Origin of the sequence: Nocardioides sp., assembly GCF_036274455.1 — a bacterium.
GTDB lineage: Bacteria > Actinomycetota > Actinomycetes > Propionibacteriales > Nocardioidaceae > Nocardioides.
In genome coordinates this window covers 1-21,180 of record NZ_DASUFR010000046.1, presented here as the reverse complement: position 1 = coordinate 21,180, position 21,180 = coordinate 1, and the positions used below count along the sequence as shown (strand labels likewise).

Here is a 21,180-nt window from a genome sequence, read left to right as displayed (position 1 = left end):
AACCGGTTCGCGGCAGGGGTACGCCGCTTCCTAGACTCGTCCCGTGTCCGGACCGAACACCGACTTCGACCCCGTGGAGGTCGCTGCCCTGAAGCCCGAAGAGGTCGAGGCCGCGCGCGACGCCGCCCTGACGGCGATCGCGGCCGCTGCCGACCTCGACGCGCTCAAGCAGGTCCGGATCGAGCACACCGGTGACCGGTCGCCGCTGGCCCTGGCCAACCGCGAGATCGGGGCGCTGCCGCCCGCGGCCCGCAAGGAGGCCGGCCAGCGCGTCGGCCAGGCCAGGCGAGCCGTCCAGCAGGCCCTGGCCGAGCGCCAGGCGGTCCTCGAGCAGGAGCAGGAGCAGCGGATCCTCGTCGAGGAGACCGTCGACGTCACCCTGCCGACCGACCGGATGCCCACGGGGGCCCGGCACCCGCTCACCACCGGCTCGGAGCTGATCGCCGACATCTTCGTGGCCATGGGCTGGGAGGTGGCCGAGGGGCCGGTGCTCGAGGCGGAGTGGCTCAACTTCGACGCGCTCAACCTCGGGCCGGACCACCCGGCCCGGACCATGCAGGACACCTTCTGGACCGACCCGCCGGAGGACCACCTGGTGCTGCGGACGCACACCTCGCCGGTCCAGGCCCGGACCATGCTCTCGCGCAAGCCCCCGATCTACGTCGTGTGCCCGGGCCGGGTGTTCCGGACCGACCCCTACGACGCCACCCACAGCCCGGTCTTCCACCAGGTCGAGGGGCTGGCCGTCGACGAGGGCATCACCATGGGCCACCTCAAGGGCACCCTCGACCACTTCGCCACCGCGATGTTCGGCGAGGGGATCACCACGCGGTTCCGGCCGTCGTACTTCCCGTTCACCGAGCCCAGCGCCGAGGTCGACCTGGTCTGCTTCGTCTGCAGGGGCGCGCGGGTCAACGAGGCCGGCGACCCGTGCCGCACCTGCAAGGGCGAGGGCTGGATCGAGTGGGGCGGCTGCGGCGTGGTCAACCCGCGGGTGCTGCGCGCCTGCGGCGTCGACCCCGAGACTTACACCGGCTTCGCCTTCGGGATGGGCATCGACCGGACCCTGATGTTCCGCCACGGCATCGAGGACCTGCGCGCCCTCTTCGAGGGCGACGTCCGGTTCACGACGGCGTTCGGGACAGAACTGTGAAGGCCCCGGTCTCCTGGATCCGTGAGTACGTCGACCTCCCCGCGGAGGTCACCACGGAGGAGCTGGCGGCGCGCCTGACCGCCCTGGGACTCAAGCTCGAGGCGATCGAGAAGCCCGGCGAGCAGATCCGGGGCCCGCTCGTCGTCGGGCAGGTCCTGTCGATGGACGCCGAGCCACAGACGAACGGCAAGACCATCGAGTGGTGCCAGGTCGACGTCGGCGACGCCAACGGCACGGGCGAGCCGCAGGGCATCGTCTGCGGTGCGCACAACTTCGAGGTCGGGGACCTGGTGGTCGTCATCCTCCCCGGGGGCGTGCTCCCCGGTGACTTCGAAATCTCCGCGCGCAAGACCTACGGCCACGTGAGCGCCGGGATGATCTGCTCCGCGCGCGAGCTCGGCATCGGCGAGGACCACGAGGGGATCATCGTGCTGCCGGAGGGTGCCGGCCGGCCAGGGGACGACGCGCGGCCGGTGCTCGGGCTCGACCAGGAGGTCATCGAGTTCGAGATCAACCCGGACCGCGCCTACGCCATGTCGCTGCGCGGACTGGCCCGCGAGGCCGCCCTCGCCTTCGACGTGCCCTTCCACGACCCGGCTGTCCGGCCCGTGGCCGAGCCGAACGACGACGGCTACCCCGTCGTCATCGACGACCCGGTCGGTTGCCCGGTGTTCGTGGCCCGCACGGTGAGCCGGCTCGACCCGGAGGCGACGACGCCGCCCTGGATGGCGCAGCGGCTCGCGCTGTCGGGGATGCGGCCCATCTCGCTGACCGTCGACGTCACCAACTACGTGATGCTCGAGCTCGGCCGGCCGATCCACGGCTACGACGCGGACAGGCTCCAGGGCCCGATCCGCGTCCGCCGGGCCGTCGAGGACGAGCGCCTCACCACGCTCGACGGCGTCGACCGGGAGCTCTCCACCGAGGACCTCGTGGTCACCGACGACTCGGGGATCATCGGGCTGGGCGGCGTCATGGGTGGCGAGACCACCGAGATGTCCGCGACCACCACCCGGGTGCTGGTCGAGGCGGCGCACTGGGACGCGGTCTCCATGTTCCGCACCGGCAAGCGGCACAGGCTGACCTCCGAGGCCGGCAAGCGCAACGAGCGCGGCGTCGACCCGGCGATCACGCCCGCGGCCGCCGACCGGGTCGTCGAGCTGCTCGTCCGCTACGGCGGAGGCATCGCCGAGCCCGGCGTCACGGTGGTCGGGACGGCGCCGGAGCAGCCGACCATCACCATCGACTACGACCTGCCCGCTCGTGTCTCCGGCATCGACATCGGCTCCGAGACCGTCGTGGGCAACCTCGCCGCCGTCGGCTGCCGGACCGCCCCCGACGCGGAGCACCTCGAGGTCGTCCCGCCCCCGTGGCGGCCGGACCTGACCGACCCCTACGACCTGGTCGAGGAGGTCGTCCGGATCGTCGGCTACGACCGGGTGCCCTCGATCCTGCCGCGGGAGGCCGCCGGCCGCGGACTGACCCGGGAGCAGCGGCTGCGCCGCCGGGTCGGACGGACCCTGGCCGGTGCCGGCTGCGTGGAGGTGATCAGCTTCCCGTTCGTCGGTGACGCCACCTTCGACCAGCTCGGTCTGCCTGCGGACGACCCGCGGCGCCGGACGGTGCGCCTGGCCAACCCGCTGTCCACCGAGGAGCCGGCGTACACCACCACACTCCTGCCCGGCCTGCTCCGGGCCGCTGGCCGCAACCTCGGTCGCGGTACGCCGGGCGTCGCCCTCTTCGAGACAGGCACCGTCGCCTTTCCGGCCGACCGCGGGCCGGCCCCGGTCTACGGCGTCGACTGGCGGCCCACCGAGGCCGAGCTGGCCAAGCTCTTCGAGGCCATCCCGGTGCAGCCGCTCCACCTCGCGGTCGTGCTGGCCGGCGAGCGCGAGCGCGCCGGCTGGTGGGGCACAGGGCGCGCCGCCGGCTGGTCGGACGCCATCGACCTGGTCCGGCGGCTCGGCGACGAGCTCGGCGTCGGCGTCGAGGTCGCCTCGGCCGGCCGGATGCCCTGGCACCCGGGCCGGTGCGCCCGGGTCAGCATCGACGGGGCGGAGCTCGGCCATGCCGGGGAGCTGCACCCGCAGGTCTGCAAGGAGTTCGGCCTCGCGGCCCGTTCGGCGGCGCTCGAGATCGACCTCGACCTCCTCATGTCGAAGGCGGTGGACGTCGTCCCCGGCCCGCAGTTCTCGACCTTCCCGGTGGCCAAGGAGGACGTTGCCCTCCTGGTGCCTGAGGACGTGACCTCGGCCGAGGTCGAGGCGGCGCTTCGCGAGGGCGCGGGGGACCACCTCGAGTCGATCCGCCTCTTCGACGTCTACACCGGCGACCAGGTCGGAGCCGGCCACAAGTCGCTGGCCTTCGCGCTCAGGTTCCGGGCGCCCGACCGCACCCTGACCGAGCAGGAGACCAGCACGGCTCGCGATGCGGCCGTGGCGCTGGCCGCCGAGCGGTGCGGTGCCGTCCAGCGCTGACACCGGCGTGACACGCTTGCCGGCGTGATCGCCCTCCGGCTGCTCGACGAGGTGTCCTGGCAGGGCACCCCGCTGCCCGGTGGCCGCACCCACGCGCTGCTGGCCGCGCTGGCCGCGGCCGGCGGTCAGGTCGGCGAGGAGCGGCTGGTCGACGAGGTCTGGGGACCGGACGACGTACCCGCCAACCCGGCCAAGGCGCTGCAGGTCGTGGTCTCGCGGGCGCGGGCGCAGACCGCTCCCGAGGCGGTCGCGCGCACCGACCACGGCTACCGGCTCGGCCTGGCACCGGACGCCGTGGACGCGCTCGCGCTGCGCGACGCCGTCGTCGGGGCCCGCGAGGCCGAGGGGCGGCACGACCTGGTGCAGGCGCGGGACCTGGCCCGCACCGCGCTGGCCCTCCCCGAGCCGGGCAGTGCGGCCGACGGACCACTCGGCGAGCTGCGCCTCCAGGCGGCCCGGCACCGCGCGGTCGCCAGGGCGGTCCTGGGCCGGGCGCTCTCGGGGCTGGGTGACCACGGGGAGGCGCTGCCCCTGCTGGAGGCCGCCGCCGGCAGCGCGTCGAGTGACGAGGCCACCGTCGCGGCCCTGCTGCGGTCGACGGCAGCCGTGAGGGGCGCCCCGGCGGCGCTCGAGCGCTACGAGCAGCACCGTGAGCAGCTGATCGACCGGCTGGGTGTGGACCCCGGGCCGGCGCTCCAGGCGGTCCACGCCGAGCTGCTGGCCGCCGACCGGCCGGTGCGCGCGGGGCTGCGCTTCGAGGCGACGTCCCTCGTCGGCCGCGACGAGGACATCCGCGCGCTGCGCGCCGCGGTCCGCGACGCCAGGGTGACGTCGATCCTCGGCCCGGGCGGCCTCGGCAAGACCCGGCTCGCGCACCTCCTCGGCCGCGAGGCCGAGCAGCCCGTGGTCCACTTCGTCGAGCTCGTGGGTGTGGCCTCGTCCGAGGACGTGGTCGGCGAGGTCGGCTCCGCGCTCGGGGTGCGCGACTCGGTGAGCGGGCGCCGGGTCCTGACCTCCGAGCAGCGCAACGACGTGCGCGCGCGGATCGCGCAGCTGCTCGACCAGGCTCCGACGCTGCTGATCCTCGACAACTGCGAGCACGTCGTCGAGGCGGTCGCCGAGCTGGTCGCCTTCCTGGTGGCGTCGTGCCGCCGGCTCCGGGTCGTCACCACCACCCGCGCGCCGCTGTCGATCGCGGCCGAGCGGGTCTTTCCGCTGGGCCAGCTCTCCGAGGACGCCGCCGCCGACCTGTTCGGACAGCGCGCGACGGGCGCGCGCCCCGGCGTACCCCTCGACGACGAGGCCGTACGCCGCGTGGTCCGCCGCCTCGACGGCCTTCCGCTGGCCATCGAGCTGGCCGCGGCCAAGGTGCGCGTGATGTCGGTCGAGGACATCGACCGGCGGCTCGACGACCGGTTCGCGCTGCTTCGTGGCGGCGACCGCAGCGCGCCCGACCGGCACCAGACCCTGGTGGCGGTGATCGACTGGTCGTGGAACCTGCTCAACGAGGCCGAGCGCCGGGCGCTGCGGTGGCTGTCGGTCTTCCACGACGGCTTCACGCTCAGCGGCGCGGACGAGCTGCTCGGCTGCGACGCGCTCGAGCTGGTGCAGTCGCTGGTCGACCAGTCGCTGCTCACCGTCATCGACGCGCGAGGGACGGTGCGCTACCGGATGCTCGAGACGGTCCGTGAGTTCGGCCGGATGCAGCTGGTCGGCGCGGGCGAGGACGCCGAAGCCGAGCGGGCGCAGCTGGGCTGGGCTCGCCGCTACGCACTGGTCCACCGGGCGCACCTCTACTCGCGTGAGCAGGTGGCGGCCGTCCTCGCGCTGGCCGCCGAGGAGAACAACCTCGCCGACGCGCTGCGCTCGGCGGTCGGCGTCCCCGACCCGGCAGCGACCGCCGACCTGACCTCCGCGCTGGCGAGCTTCTGGACGATCCGGGGGGAGAACACCCGCGTCATCGCCGTCGCCTCGGCCGTCGACGCGGCCTTGGAGGGCTGGGAGCCGGCTCCTGAGGAGATCGACTCTGCGGTCACCGCGGCCGCGGTGACAGTCATGAACACCGTGCTCGGCGAGATCGCCGAGGCTCCGAACTGCATGCGGCTCCTCTCGGCGTACGGCGACCGCACCAACGACCCGCGCGCGGCCGCCATGGTCGCGGTGCTCGCCGCCCAGGACCCGGAGGACCCGGAGGGCTCGCTGGAGCGGCTCCGCTCGTTCGACGTGGCGCGCGGCCACGATCGCTACGCCGCTGCCACCGCCCGGCTCTGGGCCGCGCACTACCTCGAGAACGTCGGCGACCCCGAGGGTGCGCTCGAGGAGGCCGAGGCCGGGCTGGCCGCGGTCGACGGCGACACCGACGGCCCGTGGATCACGGCGATGATGCACACGCTCGTGGGCAGCCTCTACGCCCAGCTCGGCAAGCGCGCCGAGGCCGCCGAGCACGCACGCCTCGCGATCCCGATCCTCGACCTGCTCGAGGCCAACGACGACGGCATCCAGGCCCGCTCCCTCCTGGCCGGGGTCGCGCTGGGGGAGGGGCGCTTCGACGAGGCCGAGCGGCTGGTCGCCGACATCGACCGGATGAACAGCCGGCGCACGGGCTTCGGCGGCGCCTTCGTGACCGCCACCGTCCGGGCCGAGCTGGCCCTGGCCAGGGGCGAGGTCGAGGAGGGGCTGCGGCTCTACCGCGTGGCCGGCGAGGAGCTCGACGCGATCAGGCTGCCGGGCATGGAGATGACCGGCCTGGAGCCGTGGTCGCTGTTCGGCGACGCCGCGAGCGCGACCGCGTTCGCCGTGCACGGCAGCGGCGTGGAAGGCGTGGACATCTACGACCGGCTGCGCGCGAAGGCGCCGCTGGTGCTCGACCCGGACCGTCCGCGGATGGACTACCCGGTCGCGGGACTGGTGCTGCACGGGCTCGGCACCTGGGGGCTGCTCAAGAAGGCCATGGACCCCGAGGACGCGATCCGCCTCCTGGTGCTCGCCGACCTGTTCGCCTACCCGCGCTTCACGGTCACCATGGACCCCGCGCGGACCGACGGCGAGGCCGAGCGCGTCGCGCCCGGCTTCGCCGCCCGGGTCCGCGAGGAGTACGCCGGCCGCCGCGGCCCCGCCCTCCTCCCGCAGGCCCAGCAGGTCGTGGCTCGCATCACGGCCGCGAAGTGAGGCTCTCCTGACGGATCCGTGGGTGCCCGCGCGCCTACCGGATCACGTCTCGCGCCCATCGGTGGGTTTGCGGAGGGAGATCGGCACCTGGTGCCGGAGAACCTCGGCGAAGCCGGGTTCGGCGTCCTGGGTGGCCAATATGCGGTTGCGGCGTGCCACGCGCGCGGCCGCCCACCCACGGATCCGTCACATGAGCCCGGAATGACGCCGACCCGCCCGTACCGAACGGGCGGGTCAGCGTGCGGGGGAGCAGGTGAGCTACATCTTCCGGCCGTAGGAGCGCACCGACAGCGGCAGGAAGATCGCGACGACCGCGACGCAGCCGACCAGCGCCCAGCCGACCTGGGCGGTGAGCGCGCCCTCGTTGAGCAGGTCGCGGACGGCGGTCACCACGTGGCTGACCGGGTTGATCTTCACGAAGGTCTGCAGCCAGCCCGGCAGGGTCTCGGCGGGGACGAAGGCGTTGGACAGGAAGGTCAGCGGGAACATGATCATCATCGAGATGCCCTGGACGGCCTGCGCGCTGCGGGCGACGGTGCCGAGCCAGGTGAAGATCCAGGCCAGCGACCAGCCCGCGACGATCGTCAGCAGCCAGCCGGCGAAGACCCCGACGAAGCCGCCACCGGGCCGGTAGCCCATGGCGATCCCGGTGAGGATCGTCAGTGTGGCCGCGGTCGCATAGCGGAGCAGGTCGGCGATGGCCGGCCCGGCCAGCGGCGCGATCCGCGCGATGGGCAGCGACTTGAACCGGTCGAAGACGCCCTTGTCCATGTCCTCGCGGAGCTGGATGCCGGTCGCCATGCAGGCGGTCAGCGCGGTCTGGGCGAGGATGCCCGGGATGATGATCGGCAGATAGTCCGCGACGCTGCCGGAGATCGCGCCGCCGAAGATGTAGGCGAACATCGCCGTGAACAGCAGCGGCTGGATCGTGACGTCGAAGAACTGCTCCGGGTTGCGGCGCATCTTCTTGGTCGCCCGCCACGCCATGGTGAGGCTCTGGCTGACGGTCTCGGCGATGGACGGCCGCGCGGGCAGGTCCTGAGCGCCGGTCAGGGTCTTGGCGGTGACGGTCTCCTCGACCGTGGTGGACAGCAGCGTCATCGGACGGCCTCCATCTCGTTGTTGGTCCCGTTCTCCTCCGCGGCGTGGCCGGTCAGGGCCATGAACACCTCGTCGAGGGTGGGCTTCTGGACGGTCGCGGAGGTGATGAGCAGCTCCTGCTCGCGCAGGCCGATCAGTACGTCGGCGGCCCGGTTGGCGTCGGGCAGCGGCACGTTGATGCCGCCTGCCTCCGGGGTGAGGACCGGCTCGTCGCCGACCACACGGCGTACGACGTCGACGGCCTGGCCCGTCTGGGCCGGGTCGAGGAGCCGCAGCTGCAGGGTCGAGGAGCCGACCTGGCTCTTCAGCTGGTCCGACGTGCCCTCGGCCACCTTGTGGCCCCGGTCGATGACCGCGATCCGGTCCGCGAGCTGGTCGGCCTCGTCGAGGTACTGCGTGGTCAGCAGCACCGTGCATCCCGATGCGACGAGGTCGCGGATGGTGTCCCACATCTGGCCGCGGGTGCGGGGGTCGAGGCCGGTGGTGGGCTCGTCGAGGAAGATCAGCGGCGGCCGCGCGATCAGGCTGGCGGCCAGGTCGAGCCGACGCCGCATGCCGCCGGAGAACTGCGCGATCTGCTTGTCGGCGGCGTCCTCGAGCCCGAACCGGCCCAGGAGGTCGTCACCGGTGACCCGGGCCTGCGTCTTCTCGATGCCGAGCAGCCGGCCGAACAGGTAGAGGTTCTCGCGGGCGGTGAGGTTCTCGTCGACCGAGGCGTACTGGCCGGTCACGCCGACCAGCTGGCGCACGACGTGCGGGTGCCTCTTCACATCGACACCGAAGATCTGGGCGTCGCCGCCGTCCATGGGCAGCAGCGTCGCGAGCATCTGGAGCATCGTGGTCTTGCCCGCACCGTTGGGGCCGAGGACGCCGAAGACCTCGCCGCGGCGCACCTCGAGGTCGATGCCGTCGACGGCCCGCAGGTCGCCGAAGGTCTTGACGAGGTCGTGCGCGGTGACCGCGAGCTCGTGGGTTGGGGAGGTGTTGTTCGTCATGACCACGACTGTGGCGGTCGCGGGTTTCAGGGCACCTTCAGCCCGGTTTCACGACCGGCCTGCGGGTTTCACACCGCGGTGGCTGAGGTGAGAGGCGCCCCGGTGACGAGCCTCGAAGCCAGGTGACCCACGGTGGCTGAGGTGCGAGGAGCGCCAGCGACGAGCCTCGAAGCCAGGTGACCCACGGTGGCTGAGGTGCGAGGAGCGCCAGCGACGAGCCTCGAAGCCAGGTGGGCCGAGGCTGGAACTCACCCGCGCTGCCTACCCTGCGGGGGCTTCGAGGCTCGGCCGTGACCGGCCTCGCAGCTCAGCCACCGTGAGCCGCCGGCTCACTCCTGCGACGACCGCGCCCAGAGGTTGATCCCGCTGTCCACGGCGTCCTGGTCGATCGCCTCGATCTCGTCGGGGGAGAGCACGAGGTTGTCGACGGCGGCGAGGTTGTCGTCGAGCTGCTTCACGCTCGAGGCGCCGATCAGCACCGACGTCACCCGCTCGTCGCGGAGCACCCACGCCAGCGCCAGCTGGGCCAGCGACTGGCCCCGGCCCCGGGCGATGTCGTTGAGCCGGCGGATGTGGCCGAGCGCCTCGTCGCTGAGCAGCGACGGGTCCAGCGACTTGCCCTGCGCGGCCCGCGAGTCCTCCGGGATGCCGTCGAGGTAGCGGTCGGTGAGCATCCCCTGCGCCAGCGGCGAGAACGCGATGCACCCGATCCCCAGCTCACCGAGCACGTCGAGGAGCGACGGCGAGCCGTCCTCGACCCACCGGTTCAGCATCGAGTACGACGGCTGGTGGATCAGCAACGGCACGCCCATCTCGCGCAGGAGGGCGGCGGCCTCCCGGGTCCGCTCCGCGGAGTACGACGAGATGCCGGCGTACAGCGCCCGGCCCGACTGCACCGCGGTGGCCAGCGACCCCATCGTCTCCTCGAGTGGCGTCTCGGGGTCGTAGCGGTGGCTGTAGAAGATGTCGACGTAGTCCAGCCCCATCCGCGCGAGGGACTGGTCGAGCGAGGCAAGGAGGTACTTGCGCGACCCCCACTCGCCGTACGGGCCTGGCCACATGTCGTAGCCGGCCTTGGTCGAGATGACCAGCTCGTCGCGGTAGGGGCGGAAGTCCTGGGCGAAGATCGCGCCGAAGTTCGTCTCCGCCGAGCCGTACGGCGGCCCGTAGTTGTTGGCCAGGTCGAAGTGGGTCACCCCGCGGTCGAAGGCCCGGCGCAGGATCGCGCGCTGGGTGTCGATCGGCTTGTCGTCGCCGAAGTTGTGCCAGAGACCGAGCGAGACCGCGGGCAGCTTCAGCCCGGAGCGGCCACAGCGCCGGTAGGCGTGGGCGTCGTAGCGGTCGTCGGCGGCGCGGTAGGACGGAGTCATGCGGCCATGTCTACCGCGCCGGGGGCGTGCCCGCCCGGGTCGGTCCAGGTCGGTCCGGGGTCAGGCGCTCAGTTGAGCGGCTGGCCCAGGATCGCGGAGAGCTTCTCGTAGGCGATCCGGTCGCCCTGGATCGCGATCCGGTCGCCCTCGTCCCACCCGAGCGTCAACGTCGGGTCACGCTTCCAGAGCCAGGTGTCGAGGTCGGCGGCGGTGCCGGTGACGGTCGCGACCGGCTCGGGTCCGGCGTCGACGAGGGAGATGTCGTCCTCGTCCTCGTAGGTCTTGCCGTCGTCCGGGTCGGTGCCGGAGAACCTCCCCAGCTCGACCAGCAGGTCGGTGCCGGTGTCGGTGATGTGGACGCCGATCGTCTCCCCGGACGGGGTGAACGTGCCCCACGGCGGGGCACCGCCGTACATCACCCCGAGCACCTCGGCGACGCCGTCGTCGGCCAGCGCGGCGTCCAGCGGCGTGACGGGTACGCCGGCGGCCAGCTCGGCATCGATCCGGTGGATCGCGGCCTCGTGCGCCTGACGGCGGTGGGTCGTGCCGACCCGGCTGTCGCCCGACCAGTGCCAGGCCTCGGCCTCGGGGTCGGCCTGCTCGAGCTCGGTGGCGAGCGCCGCGGAGCTCTCGTCGAAGGCCGCCAGCAGCCCGGCGTAGGACTCCGGTCGGGGCGCGGTGCCCTCGTGGGTGATCCGTGGGTCGTCTGGCGAGGCCGGGCGGTAGTGGATGACGTCCGCCCAGAAGCGCTGGACCCCGGCCAGGTGCCAGAGCAGGTCGGCGGCGTCCCAGTCAGGGCAGGTCGGCACGCGCGCGGCAGGGTCACAGTCGGCAAGCACGGCGCGGAACCGGGCGGACTCCTGGCGAATGTGGTCGAGGTAGACGGGGTACTCGAGGCGGGGCACGGGCATCGACGCTATCCACAGCGGCCGCCGAAGCGCACATGAGATTCCCGCTTGCGCATGATCATACGGCTGTCTGTATAGTCATGCGCCATGACGACCAGGGTGGCAGTCGCCGGAGCCAGCGGGTACGCCGGCGGTGAGCTGCTCCGCCTGCTGCTCGGCCACCCCCACGTCGAGATCGGCGCCCTGACCGCCGGCAGCAGCGCGGGGGAGCCGCTGGGCGCACTCCAGCCCCACCTCGTGCCGCTGGCCGACCGGGTCCTCGAGGAGACGACCGCGGAGGTCCTCGCCGGCCACGACGTCGTCTTCCTCGCGCTGCCCCACGGACAGTCCGGGCCGGTTGCGGCCGAGCTGGGGGAGCAGGTCCTGGTCGTCGACTGCGGCGCCGACTTCCGGCTGCGGAGCAGCGAGGAGTGGGAGAGGTTCTACGGCGGTGCGCACGCCGGCACCTGGCCCTACGGCCTCCCCGAGCTGCCCGGCCAGCGCGAGAGGCTGGCCGGCGCCACGCGGGTCGCGGTGCCGGGCTGCTACCCGACCGTGTCCACACTCAGCCTGGCCCCGGCCATCCACCACGGCCTCGTCGAGAACGACGTCGTGGTCGTCGCGGCCTCGGGCACCAGCGGCGCCGGCAGGGCGGCGAAGCCGCACCTCCTCGGCTCGGAGGTGATGGGCAGCGCCAGCGCGTACGGCGTGGGCGGCGTCCACCGGCACACTCCCGAGATCACCCAGAACCTCAGCGGCCTCACCGCCGGCACCGTGACCGTGAGCTTCACACCGCTGCTGGTCCCGATGCCGCGCGGGATCCTGGCCACCTGCACCGCGCGGCTCCGTGACGCGGTCACCGAGGACGACGTGCGGACGGCGTACGAGAAGGCCTACGGCGACGAGCCGTTCGTCCACCTGCTCCCGCCCGGTCAGTGGCCGCAGACCAAGTCCGTCACCGGCAGCAACGCGGTGCACCTCCAGGTGACCGTCGACGAGGCCGCCGGGAGGCTCGTCGCCGTGGGAGTGGTCGACAACCTCGCCAAGGGAACCGCCGGCGCCGCCGTCCAGTGCATGAACCTCGCGCTCGGCCTCGACGAGACCACGGGCCTGTCCACCGTGGGGCTGGCGCCGTGAGGCTGAGCCGTTACCCCGAGACGCTGGCCGTGGTGAGGCTGCCGGCGGGCGCGGACGTGCCGGACTGGGCCGAGTCGTCGTCGATCCTCTCGATCACCGCGACCGCCACCGAGACCTCGATCGTCTGCGCGGCCCGCAGCGTCCCGCGGAAGTCTCGGCACGAGCGGCCGTTCACCGCGTTCGAGGTCGAGGGGCCGCTCGACTTCGCGCTGACCGGCGTCCTCAGCACGCTCCTGCAGCCCCTGGCCGAGGCGGAGATCAGCGTGTTCACGATCTCCACGTTCGACACCGACTGGATCCTCGTGCCCGGCGACGCGGCCGACCGGGCGGAGGAGGAGTGGCGACGATCCGGGCACACCGTCGAGCCCGCCGTCCCAGCCACCCCAGGAGAGAGCAAGAAGTGAGCGTCACCCAATCGAACGGCTTCCGGGCCGCCGGCGTCGCCGCCGGGCTGAAGTCCACCGGCGCCAAGGACGTCGCCCTCGTCGTCAACGACGGGCCCACCTACGACAGCGCCACCGTGTTCACCACCAACCGCTGCAAGGCCAACCCCGTGCTGTGGAGCCAGCAGGTCGCCAAGGACGGCACCGTGCGCGCCGTCGCGCTCAACTCCGGCGGCGCCAACTGTTACACCGGCCCCGAGGGGTTCCAGACCACGCACGCCGTCGCCGAGCGGGTGGCAGGCCACCTGGGCAGCGGGGCGATCGACGTCGTGGTCTGCTCGACCGGGTTGATCGGCCTCAAGAACGACCGCGACGCCCTGCTGAAAGGTGTCGACGATGCGTACGCCGTCCTCTCCGCCGACGGTGGACAGGACGCCGCCGAGGCGATCATGACCACCGACTCGGTCAGCAAGCAGGCGGTGGTCGAGGGCAGTGGCTGGTCGATCGGCGGGATGGCCAAGGGCGCGGCCATGCTCGCCCCGCAGCTGGCCACGATGCTCGTGGTGATCACCACCGATGCTGTCGTCCCGGCCAGCGACCTCGACACCGCCCTGCGGAAGGCGACCGGCGTCAGCTTCGACCGGCTCGACTCCGACGGCTGCATGTCGACCAACGACACCGTCACCGTGATGGCCAGTGGCGCCAGCGGCATCACGCCGGCACCGCCCGACTTCACCGACGCCCTGACCCAGCTCTGCACCGACCTGGCCATGCAGCTGCTTCGCGACGCCGAGGGCGCCGACCACGACATCGCGATCACCACCCTCAACGCCGCCTCGGAGGCCGACGCGGTCGAGGTCGGCCGCAGCGTGGCGCGCAGCAACCTGTTCAAGGCCGCGGTCTTCGGCAAGGACCCCAACTGGGGACGGGTCCTGGCCTCCATCGGCACCACCCGGGCCGCCTTCGACCCCGCCGACCTCGACGTCGCCATGAACGGCGTCTGGGTCTGCAAGGGCTCCGAGCCGCACGAGGACCCCGCAGGTGTGGACCTGTCCGGCCGCGAGGTCACGGTCACGATCGACCTCAAGGCGGGCACCGAGCGGGCCACGGTGTGGACCAACGACCTCACCCACGCCTACGTCCACGAGAACAGCGCCTACAGCTCATGACCACGGGCAGCGACAACAGGGTGCAGCCACCGGTCAAGGCAGCCGTCCTCGCCGCGGCGCTGCCGTGGCTGAAGGCCTACAACGGCAAGATCGTGGTCATCAAGTACGGCGGCAACGCGATGACCGACGAGACGCTCAAGCGGGCCTTCGCCGAGGACATCGCGTTCCTGCGGTTCGCCGGGTTCAAGCCGGTGGTCGTGCACGGCGGTGGTCCACAGATCTCGAGGATGCTCGACAGGCTCGGCATCGAGTCGGAGTTCCGCGGCGGACTCCGGGTCACCACGCCCGAGGCGATGGACGTGGTCCGGATGGTGCTGGTCGGCAAGGTCCAGCGCGAGCTGGTCGGGCTGATCAACGAGCACGGCCCGCTCGCGGTCGGCCTGTCCGGTGAGGACGCCGGCCTGTTCACGGCGCGGCAGACCAACACCGTCGTCGACGGCGAGGAGGTCGACCTCGGGCTGGTCGGCGAGGTCGTCGACGTACGCCCCGAGGCCGTGCGCGACATCATCGAGGCCGGCCGGATCCCGGTCGTCTCCAGCGTCGCCCCGGACGTGGCAGGCACCGCGCACAACGTGAACGCCGACTCCGCCGCGGCGGCGCTGGCCGTCGCGCTGGAGGCCGAGAAGCTGCTGGTGCTCACCGACGTGGAGGGGCTGTTCCTCGACTGGCCGGCCTCCGACGACGTGATCGGCGAGATCAGCCCCGAGGCGCTGGCCGAGCTCCTGCCGACCCTCGAGAGCGGCATGGTCCCGAAGATGAAGGCCTGCCTCGACGCCGTGACCGCCGGCGTCTCGCGGGCCACCGTCGTCGATGGGCGCGAGCCGCACGCCGTGCTCCTCGAGCTGTTCACCCAGGAGGGCGTCGGCACGCAGGTGCTGCCGGACGTCGAGACCAAGACCCGCAAGGCCCGCAACGCACAGGAGGCGCAGTCGTGACGACCCACGCGGAGCGGTACGCCGAGTCGCTGATGAACGCCTTCGGCCCGCCGAAGCTCACCCTTTCCCGCGGCGAGGGAGCCCATGTCTGGGACACCGACGGGAAGCACTACGTCGACTTCCTCGGCGGTATCGCGGTCAACGCCCTCGGGCACGGCCACCCCGCTCTCGTCGACGCGGTCACCACGCAGCTGCGGACGCTGGGCCACGTCTCGAACTTCTTCGCCACCGAGCCCCAGATCGCCCTCGCCGAGAAGCTGCTGGAGCTGCTCGGGGCCGGGCCGGGCAAGGTCTTCTTCACCAACTCCGGCGCCGAGGCCAACGAGGCGGCGTTCAAGCTCACCCGGCGCACCGCCCGCACCCACCTGGTGGCCGCGGACGGCGGGTTCCACGGCCGCACCCTCGGTGCGCTGGCGCTCACCTCGAAGGCGGCCTACCGCGAGCCGTTCGAGCCGCTCCCGGGCGAGGTGACCTTCGTGCCGTACGGCGACGAGCAGGCCCTGGCGGACGCGGTGACCGACGAGACGGCTGCGGTCCTCCTGGAGCCGATCCAGGGCGAGGCCGGGGTCGAGGTGCCGCCCGAGGGCTATCTCGCCGCGGCCCGGCGGATCGCCGACGAGCACGGCGCCCTGCTGTGGCTCGACGAGGTGCAGACCGGGATGGGCCGGACCGGCGCGTGGTTCGCCCACCACCGCACGGGCGTCGTGCCCGATGTCGTCACGGTGGCCAAGGGGCTGGCCGGCGGCTTCCCGATCGGCGCCTGCATCGGGGTCGGCGCGGCGGGCGAGCTGATCCAGCCGGGCCAGCACGGCACGACGTTCGGCGGCAACCCGGTCGCCTGCGCGGCAGCGCTCGCGGTCATCGGGACCATCGAGGCCGAGGGGCTGCTCGACCACGTCAGCGTCCTCGGCCAGAAGCTCCGCGACGGCCTGGCGACCGACCCGAGGGTCACCGAGGTCCGGGGAGAGGGGCTGCTGATCGGCCTCGACCTCTCCGAGGACAGGGCCGCGGACGTCTTCGCGGCGGCGCTGGAGGCGGGCTTCATCGTCAACAACCCCACGCCTCGGCGGATCCGGCTGGCGCCGCCGCTGGTGCTCTCCGAGGGGGACGCCGCGGCGCTCCTCGACGCGTGGCCGGCGATCCTCGACAGGGCGGGGCTGGCGGAGGTCTCGCCGTGACCGAGTCCACCCTGAGGCCCGGGACCAAGAACGCCCGGCACCAGCAGATCGTCGACCTGGTCACCCACCACGAGGTGCGGTCCCAGGCCGAGCTTGCCGCGCTGCTGGCCCAGCAGGGGGTCAGCGTCACGCAGGCGACGCTCTCGCGCGACCTGCTCGAGCTCGACGCCGTGAAGATCCGGGCCGCCTCCGGGGCGCTGGTCTACGCCGTACCCGCCGAGGGCGGCGACCGACGACCCGCGGCGCCGGGGGAGACCGCCTCCGGCCAGGCCCGGCTCGCCAGGCTCTGCGCCGAGCTCCTCGTCTCGGCCGAGGCCAGCGCCAACCTGGTCGTGCTGCGCACCCCTCCCGGCGCCGCCCAGTACCTCGCCTCCGGCTTCGACAAGGCCGAGCTGCCCGAGGTGCTCGGCACCATCGCGGGCGACGACACCGTCCTGGTGATCGGCCGCGACCCCCTCGGCGGCGAGGAGCTCGCCCGCCGGTTCCTCGACTTCGCCTCAACCACGGCCACGAACGGACATCCATGAGCAAGGTCCTCACGACCCTCCCCAAGGGCGAACGCGTCGGCATCGCCTTCTCCGGCGGGCTCGACACCTCCGTGGCGGTCGCCTGGATGCGCGCCCAGGGGGCGGTCCCGTGCACCTACACCGCCGACATCGGGCAGTACGACGAGCCCGACATCGGCGGCGTACCCGCCCGGGCCGTCGAGTACGGCGCCGAGATCGCCCGCGCCATCGACTGCAAGACCCCGCTGGTCGAGGAGGGGCTGGCGGCCCTGGCGTGCGGCGCCTTCCACGTCCGCTCGGGGGGCCGCGCCTACTTCAACACCACGCCGCTCGGCCGGGCGGTGACCGGCACCATGCTCGTCCGCGCGATGCACGAGGACGGCGTGGACATCTGGGGCGACGGGTCGACGTTCAAGGGCAACGACATCGAGCGGTTCTACCGCTACGGGCTGCTGGCCAACCCGGAGCTGCGGATCTACAAGCCGTGGCTGGACGCCGACTTCGTGCACGAGCTCGGCGGCCGGGCCGAGATGAGCCAGTGGCTCACCGAGCGCGGGCTGCCCTACCGCGACAGCAAGGAGAAGGCCTACTCGACCGATGCGAACATCTGGGGCGCCACCCACGAGGCCAAGACCCTCGAGCACCTCGACGTCTCGCTGGAGACCGTCGAGCCGATCATGGGCGTGCGGTTCTGGGACCCCTCGGTCGAGATCGCGGCCGAGGACGTCACGGTCGAGTTCGTGCAGGGCCGCCCGGTGGCCCTCAACGGGACGTCGTACGACGACCCGGTGGCGCTGGTGCGCGAGGCCAACGCGATCGGCGGCCGGCACGGCCTCGGGATGTCGGACCAGATCGAGAACCGGATCATCGAGGCCAAGTCGCGCGGTATCTACGAGGCGCCAGGGATGGCGCTGCTCTGGATCGCCTACGAGCGGCTGCTGAACGCGATCCACAATGAGGACACGATCGCGAGCTACCACGCCGAGGGCCGACGGCTGGGCCGGCTGCTCTACGAGGGCCGGTGGCTGGACCCCCAGGCGCTGATGCTGCGCGAGTCGATGCAGCGCTGGGTGGCGTCGGTGGTGACCGGGGAGGTGACGCTGCGGCTGCGGCGCGGCGAGGACTACTCGATCCTCCGCACCGACGGACCCAACCTCTCCTACCACCCGGACAAGCTGTCGATGGAGCGCACCGAGAACGCCGCCTTCGGGCCGACCGACCGGATCGGCCAGCTGACCATGCGCAACCTCGACATCGCCGACTCGCGGTCGATGCTGGAGCTGTATGCCACCCAGCCGCTCGACCAGGGCCAGGTCCTCGTCGAGCACGGCATCCTCCTCGGCGAGCTGCCGCCCGGCGGCGGTGACCGGATCACTGCCAACCCGGCCGCCGAGCGCGACCTCGAGGACGAGGCGCTCGACAACGCCGCCATGGAGGTGGGCACCGACTGATGGCACGCATCCACCGCACCTCCGCACGGGTCCTGCCGGTCAGCCCCCTCGGCGAGGTGCTCCTCCTGCACGGCCGCGACCCGGCCCGCCCCGACGACTGGCACTGGGTCTCGATCGGCGGCGCCGTCGAGCCGGGAGAGTCGCTCGAGGAGGGGGCCCTGCGCGAACTCCGTGAGGAGACCGGGATCGTGGTCTCGCCCCTGGCGCTCTCACCGCCGGTGCACGTCGGGACGCACGACTTCTCGTGGGGCGGCCGCGACTACACCAGCCACTCGACGTTCTTCGCGATCGCGCTGGACCGCGACGTGGAGGTGGTGCTCGACGGCCTCGAGGAGCCCGAGGTCGGTAACCTCACCGAGGCGGCGTGGTGGTTCCCCGACGACCTGGCCGCCGACGGCACGGCCGCCTCGCCCGACCTGCCAGAGATCATGCGGCGGGCCGTCGAGACCGTGAAGGGGGCGGCGTGAGGAGCGGCACCAACCAGGGCAGGCTCTGGGGCGGGCGCTTCGCCTCCGGCCCGTCCCCGGAGCTCGAGGCCCTGTCGCGGTCGACCCACTTCGACTGGCGGCTGGTGCCCTACGACCTGGCCGGCTCGCAGGCCCATGCGCACGCGCTGCACCGAGCCGGCCTGCTCACCGACGCCGACCTCGCGACGCTGGAGTCGGGGCTGGAGTCATTGCGTGCGGCGTACGACGCCGGCACGCTGCTGCCCTCCGACGACGACGAGGACGTGCACGGCGCCCTGGAGCGGCTGCTCCTCGAGGCGGTCGGTCCCGAGGTCGGCGGCCGGCTGCGCGCCGGCCGCTCCCGCAACGACCAGATCGCCACCCTGCTGCGGATGTTCCTGCGCGACCACGCCCGCGTGGTCGCCGAGCAGGTCCTCGCCCTGGTCGATGCGCTCTCGGCACAGGGCCGGGCGCACCTGGGAGCGGTCATGCCCGGCCGGACCCACCTCCAGCACGCCCAGCCGGTGCTGCTGACCCACCACCTCCTCGCGCACGCCTGGCCGCTGGTCCGCGACGTCGACCGGCTGGCCGACTGGGCGGGCCGCCTCGACTCGCCGTACGGCTCCGGTGCCTTGGCCGGCCAGTCGCTGGGCCTCGACCCGCACGCCGTGGCCGCCGAGCTCGGCTTCACGTCCTCCTCGCCCAACTCCATCGACGGCACGGCCGCCCGGGACTTCGTCGCCGAGTTCGCCTTCGTCTGCGCGCAGCTCGGCGTCGACCTGAGCCGGCTGGCCGAGGAGCTGATCCTGTGGTCCACGCGTGAGTTCGGGTTCGTGCGGCTGCACGACTCGTGGTCGACCGGGTCGAGCATCATGCCGCAGAAGAAGAACCCCGACATCGCCGAGCTGGCCCGCGGCAAGGCCGGCCGGCTGATCGGCAACCTGACCGGTCTGCTGGCCACGCTCAAGGCGCTCCCGCTGGCCTACAACCGCGACCTCCAGGAGGACAAGGAGCCGGTCTTCGACTCCGTCGACACCCTGGAGGTGCTGCTGCCGGCCCTGACCGGGATGGTGGCCACCCTCGAGTTCGACACCCCCCGGATGGCCGAGCTGGCGCCGCAGGGCTTCTCGCTCGCGACCGACGTCGCGGAGTGGCTGGTCCGGGAGGGCGTGCCGTTCCGGGTGGCCCACGAGGTCGCCGGCGAGTGCGTACGCCGCTGCGAGGAGCTGGGCTGCGAGCTCGGCGAGCTCACCGACGACCAGCTCGCCTCGATCTCGCCCGCGCTCACGCCCGGCGTTCGCGAGGTGCTCACGGTCGAAGGCTCGGTCGCCTCCAGGGACGGCCGCGGCGGCACCGCCCCGGTGCGGGTGGCCGAGCAGCTCGACGAGCTGGCGGGAGCGGTCGAGCGGGTGCATGGCCGGCTCCTCTGACCTCCGGGCGCAGCTCGAGGGACCGGTCCTCGAGATCGCCCCGCGGCTGCTCGGGGCCACGCTGAGCCACGGCGAGGTCTCGCTCCGCCTCACCGAGGTGGAGGCCTACGACGGCGCCAACGACGCGGGCTCGCACGCCTACCGCGGCCGGACCCCGCGCAACGCGGTCATGTTCGGCCCGCCGGGCTTCCTCTACTGCTACTTCACCTACGGGATGCACGTGTGCTGCAACGTGGTGACCGGCGTGGAGGGCGTGGCCAGCGCGGTGCTGCTCCGGGCCGGAGAGGTGGTCACCGGTCTCGACGAGGCCCGCGCCCGGCGCCGGGGCTCCTCCGACCGCGACCTCGCCCGCGGCCCGGCCCGGTTGTGCAGCGCGCTCGGGATCGACCTGAGCCACAACGGCAACGATCTGGTCACGGGTCCGGTCACCCTGCGGCTGGGGGACCCGGCCACGGAGGTCTCCACCGGACCCCGGGTCGGGCTCCGCGGCGACCCACACCGGCCGTGGCGGTTCTGGCTCCCGGGCGAGCCGACGGTGTCGGCCTACCGGCCGGCGGTCGCCCGGTCGCGACGACCCAAGGGGTCCTGACCTGCGGGTTTGCAACAACCGGCACCCCGATTTGGTTGCCGCGGATCGGTCGTCTACTGTTTCACCTCGCCGCAGGGATGCGGCGGAACCCTCGGGGGCAAGGCCCCAAAGACGAGCGGATCCGCACGCCCCGGCGGCCTTGCGCTCCACCAGGCTCGCGAGCCGGCTCTCAAGTTGACTCGCAGCGTGGCGGACCGGTAAGTTTTGTCAGGTTGCCCCGGAGCCGGCTGAGAGGCCGGAGCTGGTGCGCGTCTGATCTTTGAGAACTCAACAGTGTGTCATAGTCGACGAATTAGTTTGTTATGCCCCGTCCCTGATCTCGATCAGGACGGATTTCTTTGGTGAGACAATAATTCTGACATCAGTCAGTTGATTTGTTCCCGCCAGGAGGCATCTCTTCTTCCGTCTTCGGTGCTCGCACCGAGGCGGGTTTGTTTTTCTACGGAGAGTTTGATCCTGGCTCAGGACGAACGCTGGCGGCGTGCTTAACACATGCAAGTCGAGCGGTAAGGCACCTTCGGGTGTACACGAGCGGCGAACGGGTGAGTAACACGTGAGTAATCTGCCCTCCACTTCGGGATAACCGCCGGAAACGGTGGCTAATACCGGATACGACGCACTCCCGCATGGGATGTGCGTGGAAAGTCTTATCGGTGGAGGATGTGCTCGCGGCCTATCAGCTTGTTGGTGAGGTAACGGCTCACCAAGGCTTCGACGGGTAGCCGGCCTGAGAGGGTGACCGGCCACACTGGGACTGAGACACGGCCCAGACTCCTACGGGAGGCAGCAGTGGGGAATATTGGAC

17 protein-coding genes and 1 rRNA gene are annotated in these 21,180 nt (G+C 72.3%); 14 read left to right on the top strand and 4 right to left on the bottom strand.

Translation table 11 applies throughout. From position 1 onward, the window contains the following. Nucleotides 1–43: 43 nt before the first annotated feature. The 3 genes from pheS to VFV89_RS04335 are packed head-to-tail and all read left to right on the top strand — an operon-like array spanning nt 44 to nt 6,798. Nucleotides 44–1,153 carry a phenylalanine--tRNA ligase subunit alpha gene (gene pheS / locus VFV89_RS04345; protein ID WP_329704678.1) on the top strand — a complete coding sequence of 370 codons (1,110 nt, stop codon included), beginning with the start codon at nt 44–46 and terminating at the stop codon, nt 1,151–1,153. Then, on the top strand, nt 1,150–3,630 hold the full coding sequence (gene pheT, locus VFV89_RS04340) for a phenylalanine--tRNA ligase subunit beta (protein WP_329704677.1): 2,481 nt from the start codon (nt 1,150–1,152) through the stop codon (nt 3,628–3,630). The genes pheS and pheT overlap by 4 nt, the downstream gene beginning before the upstream one ends. 24 nt (nt 3,631–3,654) lie before the next feature. After that, a complete protein-coding gene (locus VFV89_RS04335; protein WP_329704676.1) occupies nt 3,655–6,798 on the top strand; it encodes an ATP-binding protein in 3,144 nt (1,047 codons plus the stop codon). Nucleotides 6,799–7,056: 258 nt separating this feature from the next. Here VFV89_RS04335 and VFV89_RS04330 read toward each other — a convergent pair whose 3' ends face one another. The 4 genes from VFV89_RS04330 to VFV89_RS04315 form a co-directional block, all read right to left on the bottom strand. Next, the gene (locus VFV89_RS04330; RefSeq protein ID WP_329704675.1) at nt 7,057–7,899 is read right to left on the bottom strand and encodes an ABC transporter permease; all 843 of its coding nucleotides are present in this window, start codon (nt 7,897–7,899) and stop codon (nt 7,057–7,059) included. Further along, nucleotides 7,896–8,894, bottom strand: a complete 999-nt coding sequence (locus tag VFV89_RS04325; protein ID WP_329704674.1) for an ATP-binding cassette domain-containing protein — start codon at nt 8,892–8,894, stop codon at nt 7,896–7,898. Before VFV89_RS04325 ends, VFV89_RS04330 begins: the two co-directional genes overlap by 4 nt. A gap of 329 nt (nt 8,895–9,223) precedes the next feature. After that, on the bottom strand, nt 9,224–10,264 hold the full coding sequence (mgrA, locus tag VFV89_RS04320) for an L-glyceraldehyde 3-phosphate reductase (protein ID WP_329704673.1): 1,041 nt from the start codon (nt 10,262–10,264) through the stop codon (nt 9,224–9,226). A gap of 68 nt (nt 10,265–10,332) precedes the next feature. Continuing rightward, nucleotides 10,333–11,169 (bottom strand): maleylpyruvate isomerase family mycothiol-dependent enzyme, encoded by an 837-nt coding sequence (locus tag VFV89_RS04315; RefSeq protein ID WP_414690346.1) that lies wholly within the window; start codon nt 11,167–11,169, stop codon nt 10,333–10,335. A gap of 90 nt (nt 11,170–11,259) precedes the next feature. Here VFV89_RS04315 and argC point away from each other — a divergent pair, with 90 nt between their 5' ends. The 11 genes from argC to VFV89_RS04260 all read left to right on the top strand — a co-directional run. Further along, nucleotides 11,260–12,288, top strand: a complete 1,029-nt coding sequence (gene argC, locus VFV89_RS04310; protein WP_329704671.1) for an N-acetyl-gamma-glutamyl-phosphate reductase — start codon at nt 11,260–11,262, stop codon at nt 12,286–12,288. After that, nucleotides 12,285–12,692, top strand: a complete 408-nt coding sequence (locus VFV89_RS04305) for an ACT domain-containing protein (protein WP_329704670.1) — start codon at nt 12,285–12,287, stop codon at nt 12,690–12,692. The genes argC and VFV89_RS04305 overlap by 4 nt, the downstream gene beginning before the upstream one ends. Then, nucleotides 12,689–13,840 carry a bifunctional glutamate N-acetyltransferase/amino-acid acetyltransferase ArgJ gene (argJ, locus tag VFV89_RS04300; RefSeq protein ID WP_329704669.1) on the top strand — a complete coding sequence of 384 codons (1,152 nt, stop codon included), beginning with the start codon at nt 12,689–12,691 and terminating at the stop codon, nt 13,838–13,840. The genes VFV89_RS04305 and argJ overlap by 4 nt, the downstream gene beginning before the upstream one ends. Beyond that, nucleotides 13,837–14,775: an acetylglutamate kinase gene (gene argB / locus VFV89_RS04295; RefSeq protein ID WP_329704668.1), complete on the top strand. Its 939-nt coding sequence runs from the start codon at nt 13,837–13,839 to the stop codon at nt 14,773–14,775. Before argJ ends, argB begins: the two co-directional genes overlap by 4 nt. Beyond that, nucleotides 14,772–15,953 carry an acetylornithine transaminase gene (locus VFV89_RS04290; protein WP_329704667.1) on the top strand — a complete coding sequence of 394 codons (1,182 nt, stop codon included), beginning with the start codon at nt 14,772–14,774 and terminating at the stop codon, nt 15,951–15,953. The genes argB and VFV89_RS04290 overlap by 4 nt, the downstream gene beginning before the upstream one ends. Next, complete coding sequence (locus VFV89_RS04285) at nt 15,950–16,480, top strand: arginine repressor (RefSeq protein WP_329704666.1); 531 nt, start codon at nt 15,950–15,952, stop codon at nt 16,478–16,480. Before VFV89_RS04290 ends, VFV89_RS04285 begins: the two co-directional genes overlap by 4 nt. After that, nucleotides 16,477–17,910, top strand: coding sequence for an argininosuccinate synthase (argG, locus tag VFV89_RS04280; protein ID WP_329704665.1), 1,434 nt, complete (start codon nt 16,477–16,479; stop codon nt 17,908–17,910). The genes VFV89_RS04285 and argG overlap by 4 nt, the downstream gene beginning before the upstream one ends. After that, nucleotides 17,910–18,377 carry an NUDIX hydrolase gene (locus VFV89_RS04275; RefSeq protein WP_329704664.1) on the top strand — a complete coding sequence of 156 codons (468 nt, stop codon included), beginning with the start codon at nt 17,910–17,912 and terminating at the stop codon, nt 18,375–18,377. Before argG ends, VFV89_RS04275 begins: the two co-directional genes overlap by 1 nt. Further along, nucleotides 18,374–19,786 (top strand): argininosuccinate lyase, encoded by a 1,413-nt coding sequence (gene argH / locus VFV89_RS04270; RefSeq protein WP_329704663.1) that lies wholly within the window; start codon nt 18,374–18,376, stop codon nt 19,784–19,786. Before VFV89_RS04275 ends, argH begins: the two co-directional genes overlap by 4 nt. Further along, nucleotides 19,770–20,375 (top strand): DNA-3-methyladenine glycosylase, encoded by a 606-nt coding sequence (locus VFV89_RS04265; RefSeq protein WP_329704662.1) that lies wholly within the window; start codon nt 19,770–19,772, stop codon nt 20,373–20,375. The genes argH and VFV89_RS04265 overlap by 17 nt, the downstream gene beginning before the upstream one ends. Before the next feature lie 438 nt (nt 20,376–20,813). Further along, nucleotides 20,814–21,180 (top strand): 16S ribosomal RNA (locus VFV89_RS04260); the annotation flags it as partial.

What these genes read in the sequence shown, in the direction of transcription:
- argC (WP_329704671.1), top strand. Translation starts at nt 11,260, where the DNA reads ATGACGACCAGGGTGGCAGTCGCCGGAGCCAGCGGGTACGCCGGCGGT.
- VFV89_RS04275 (WP_329704664.1), top strand. Translation starts at nt 17,910, where the DNA reads ATGGCACGCATCCACCGCACCTCCGCACGGGTCCTGCCGGTCAGCCCC.
- VFV89_RS04325 (WP_329704674.1), bottom strand. Translation starts at nt 8,894, where the DNA reads ATGACGAACAACACCTCCCCAACCCACGAGCTCGCGGTCACCGCGCAC.
- VFV89_RS04265 (WP_329704662.1), top strand. Translation starts at nt 19,770, where the DNA reads ATGGCCGGCTCCTCTGACCTCCGGGCGCAGCTCGAGGGACCGGTCCTC.
- argB (WP_329704668.1), top strand. Translation starts at nt 13,837, where the DNA reads ATGACCACGGGCAGCGACAACAGGGTGCAGCCACCGGTCAAGGCAGCC.
- argG (WP_329704665.1), top strand. Translation starts at nt 16,477, where the DNA reads ATGAGCAAGGTCCTCACGACCCTCCCCAAGGGCGAACGCGTCGGCATC.
- mgrA (WP_329704673.1), bottom strand. Translation starts at nt 10,264, where the DNA reads ATGACTCCGTCCTACCGCGCCGCCGACGACCGCTACGACGCCCACGCC.
- VFV89_RS04330 (WP_329704675.1), bottom strand. Translation starts at nt 7,899, where the DNA reads ATGACGCTGCTGTCCACCACGGTCGAGGAGACCGTCACCGCCAAGACC.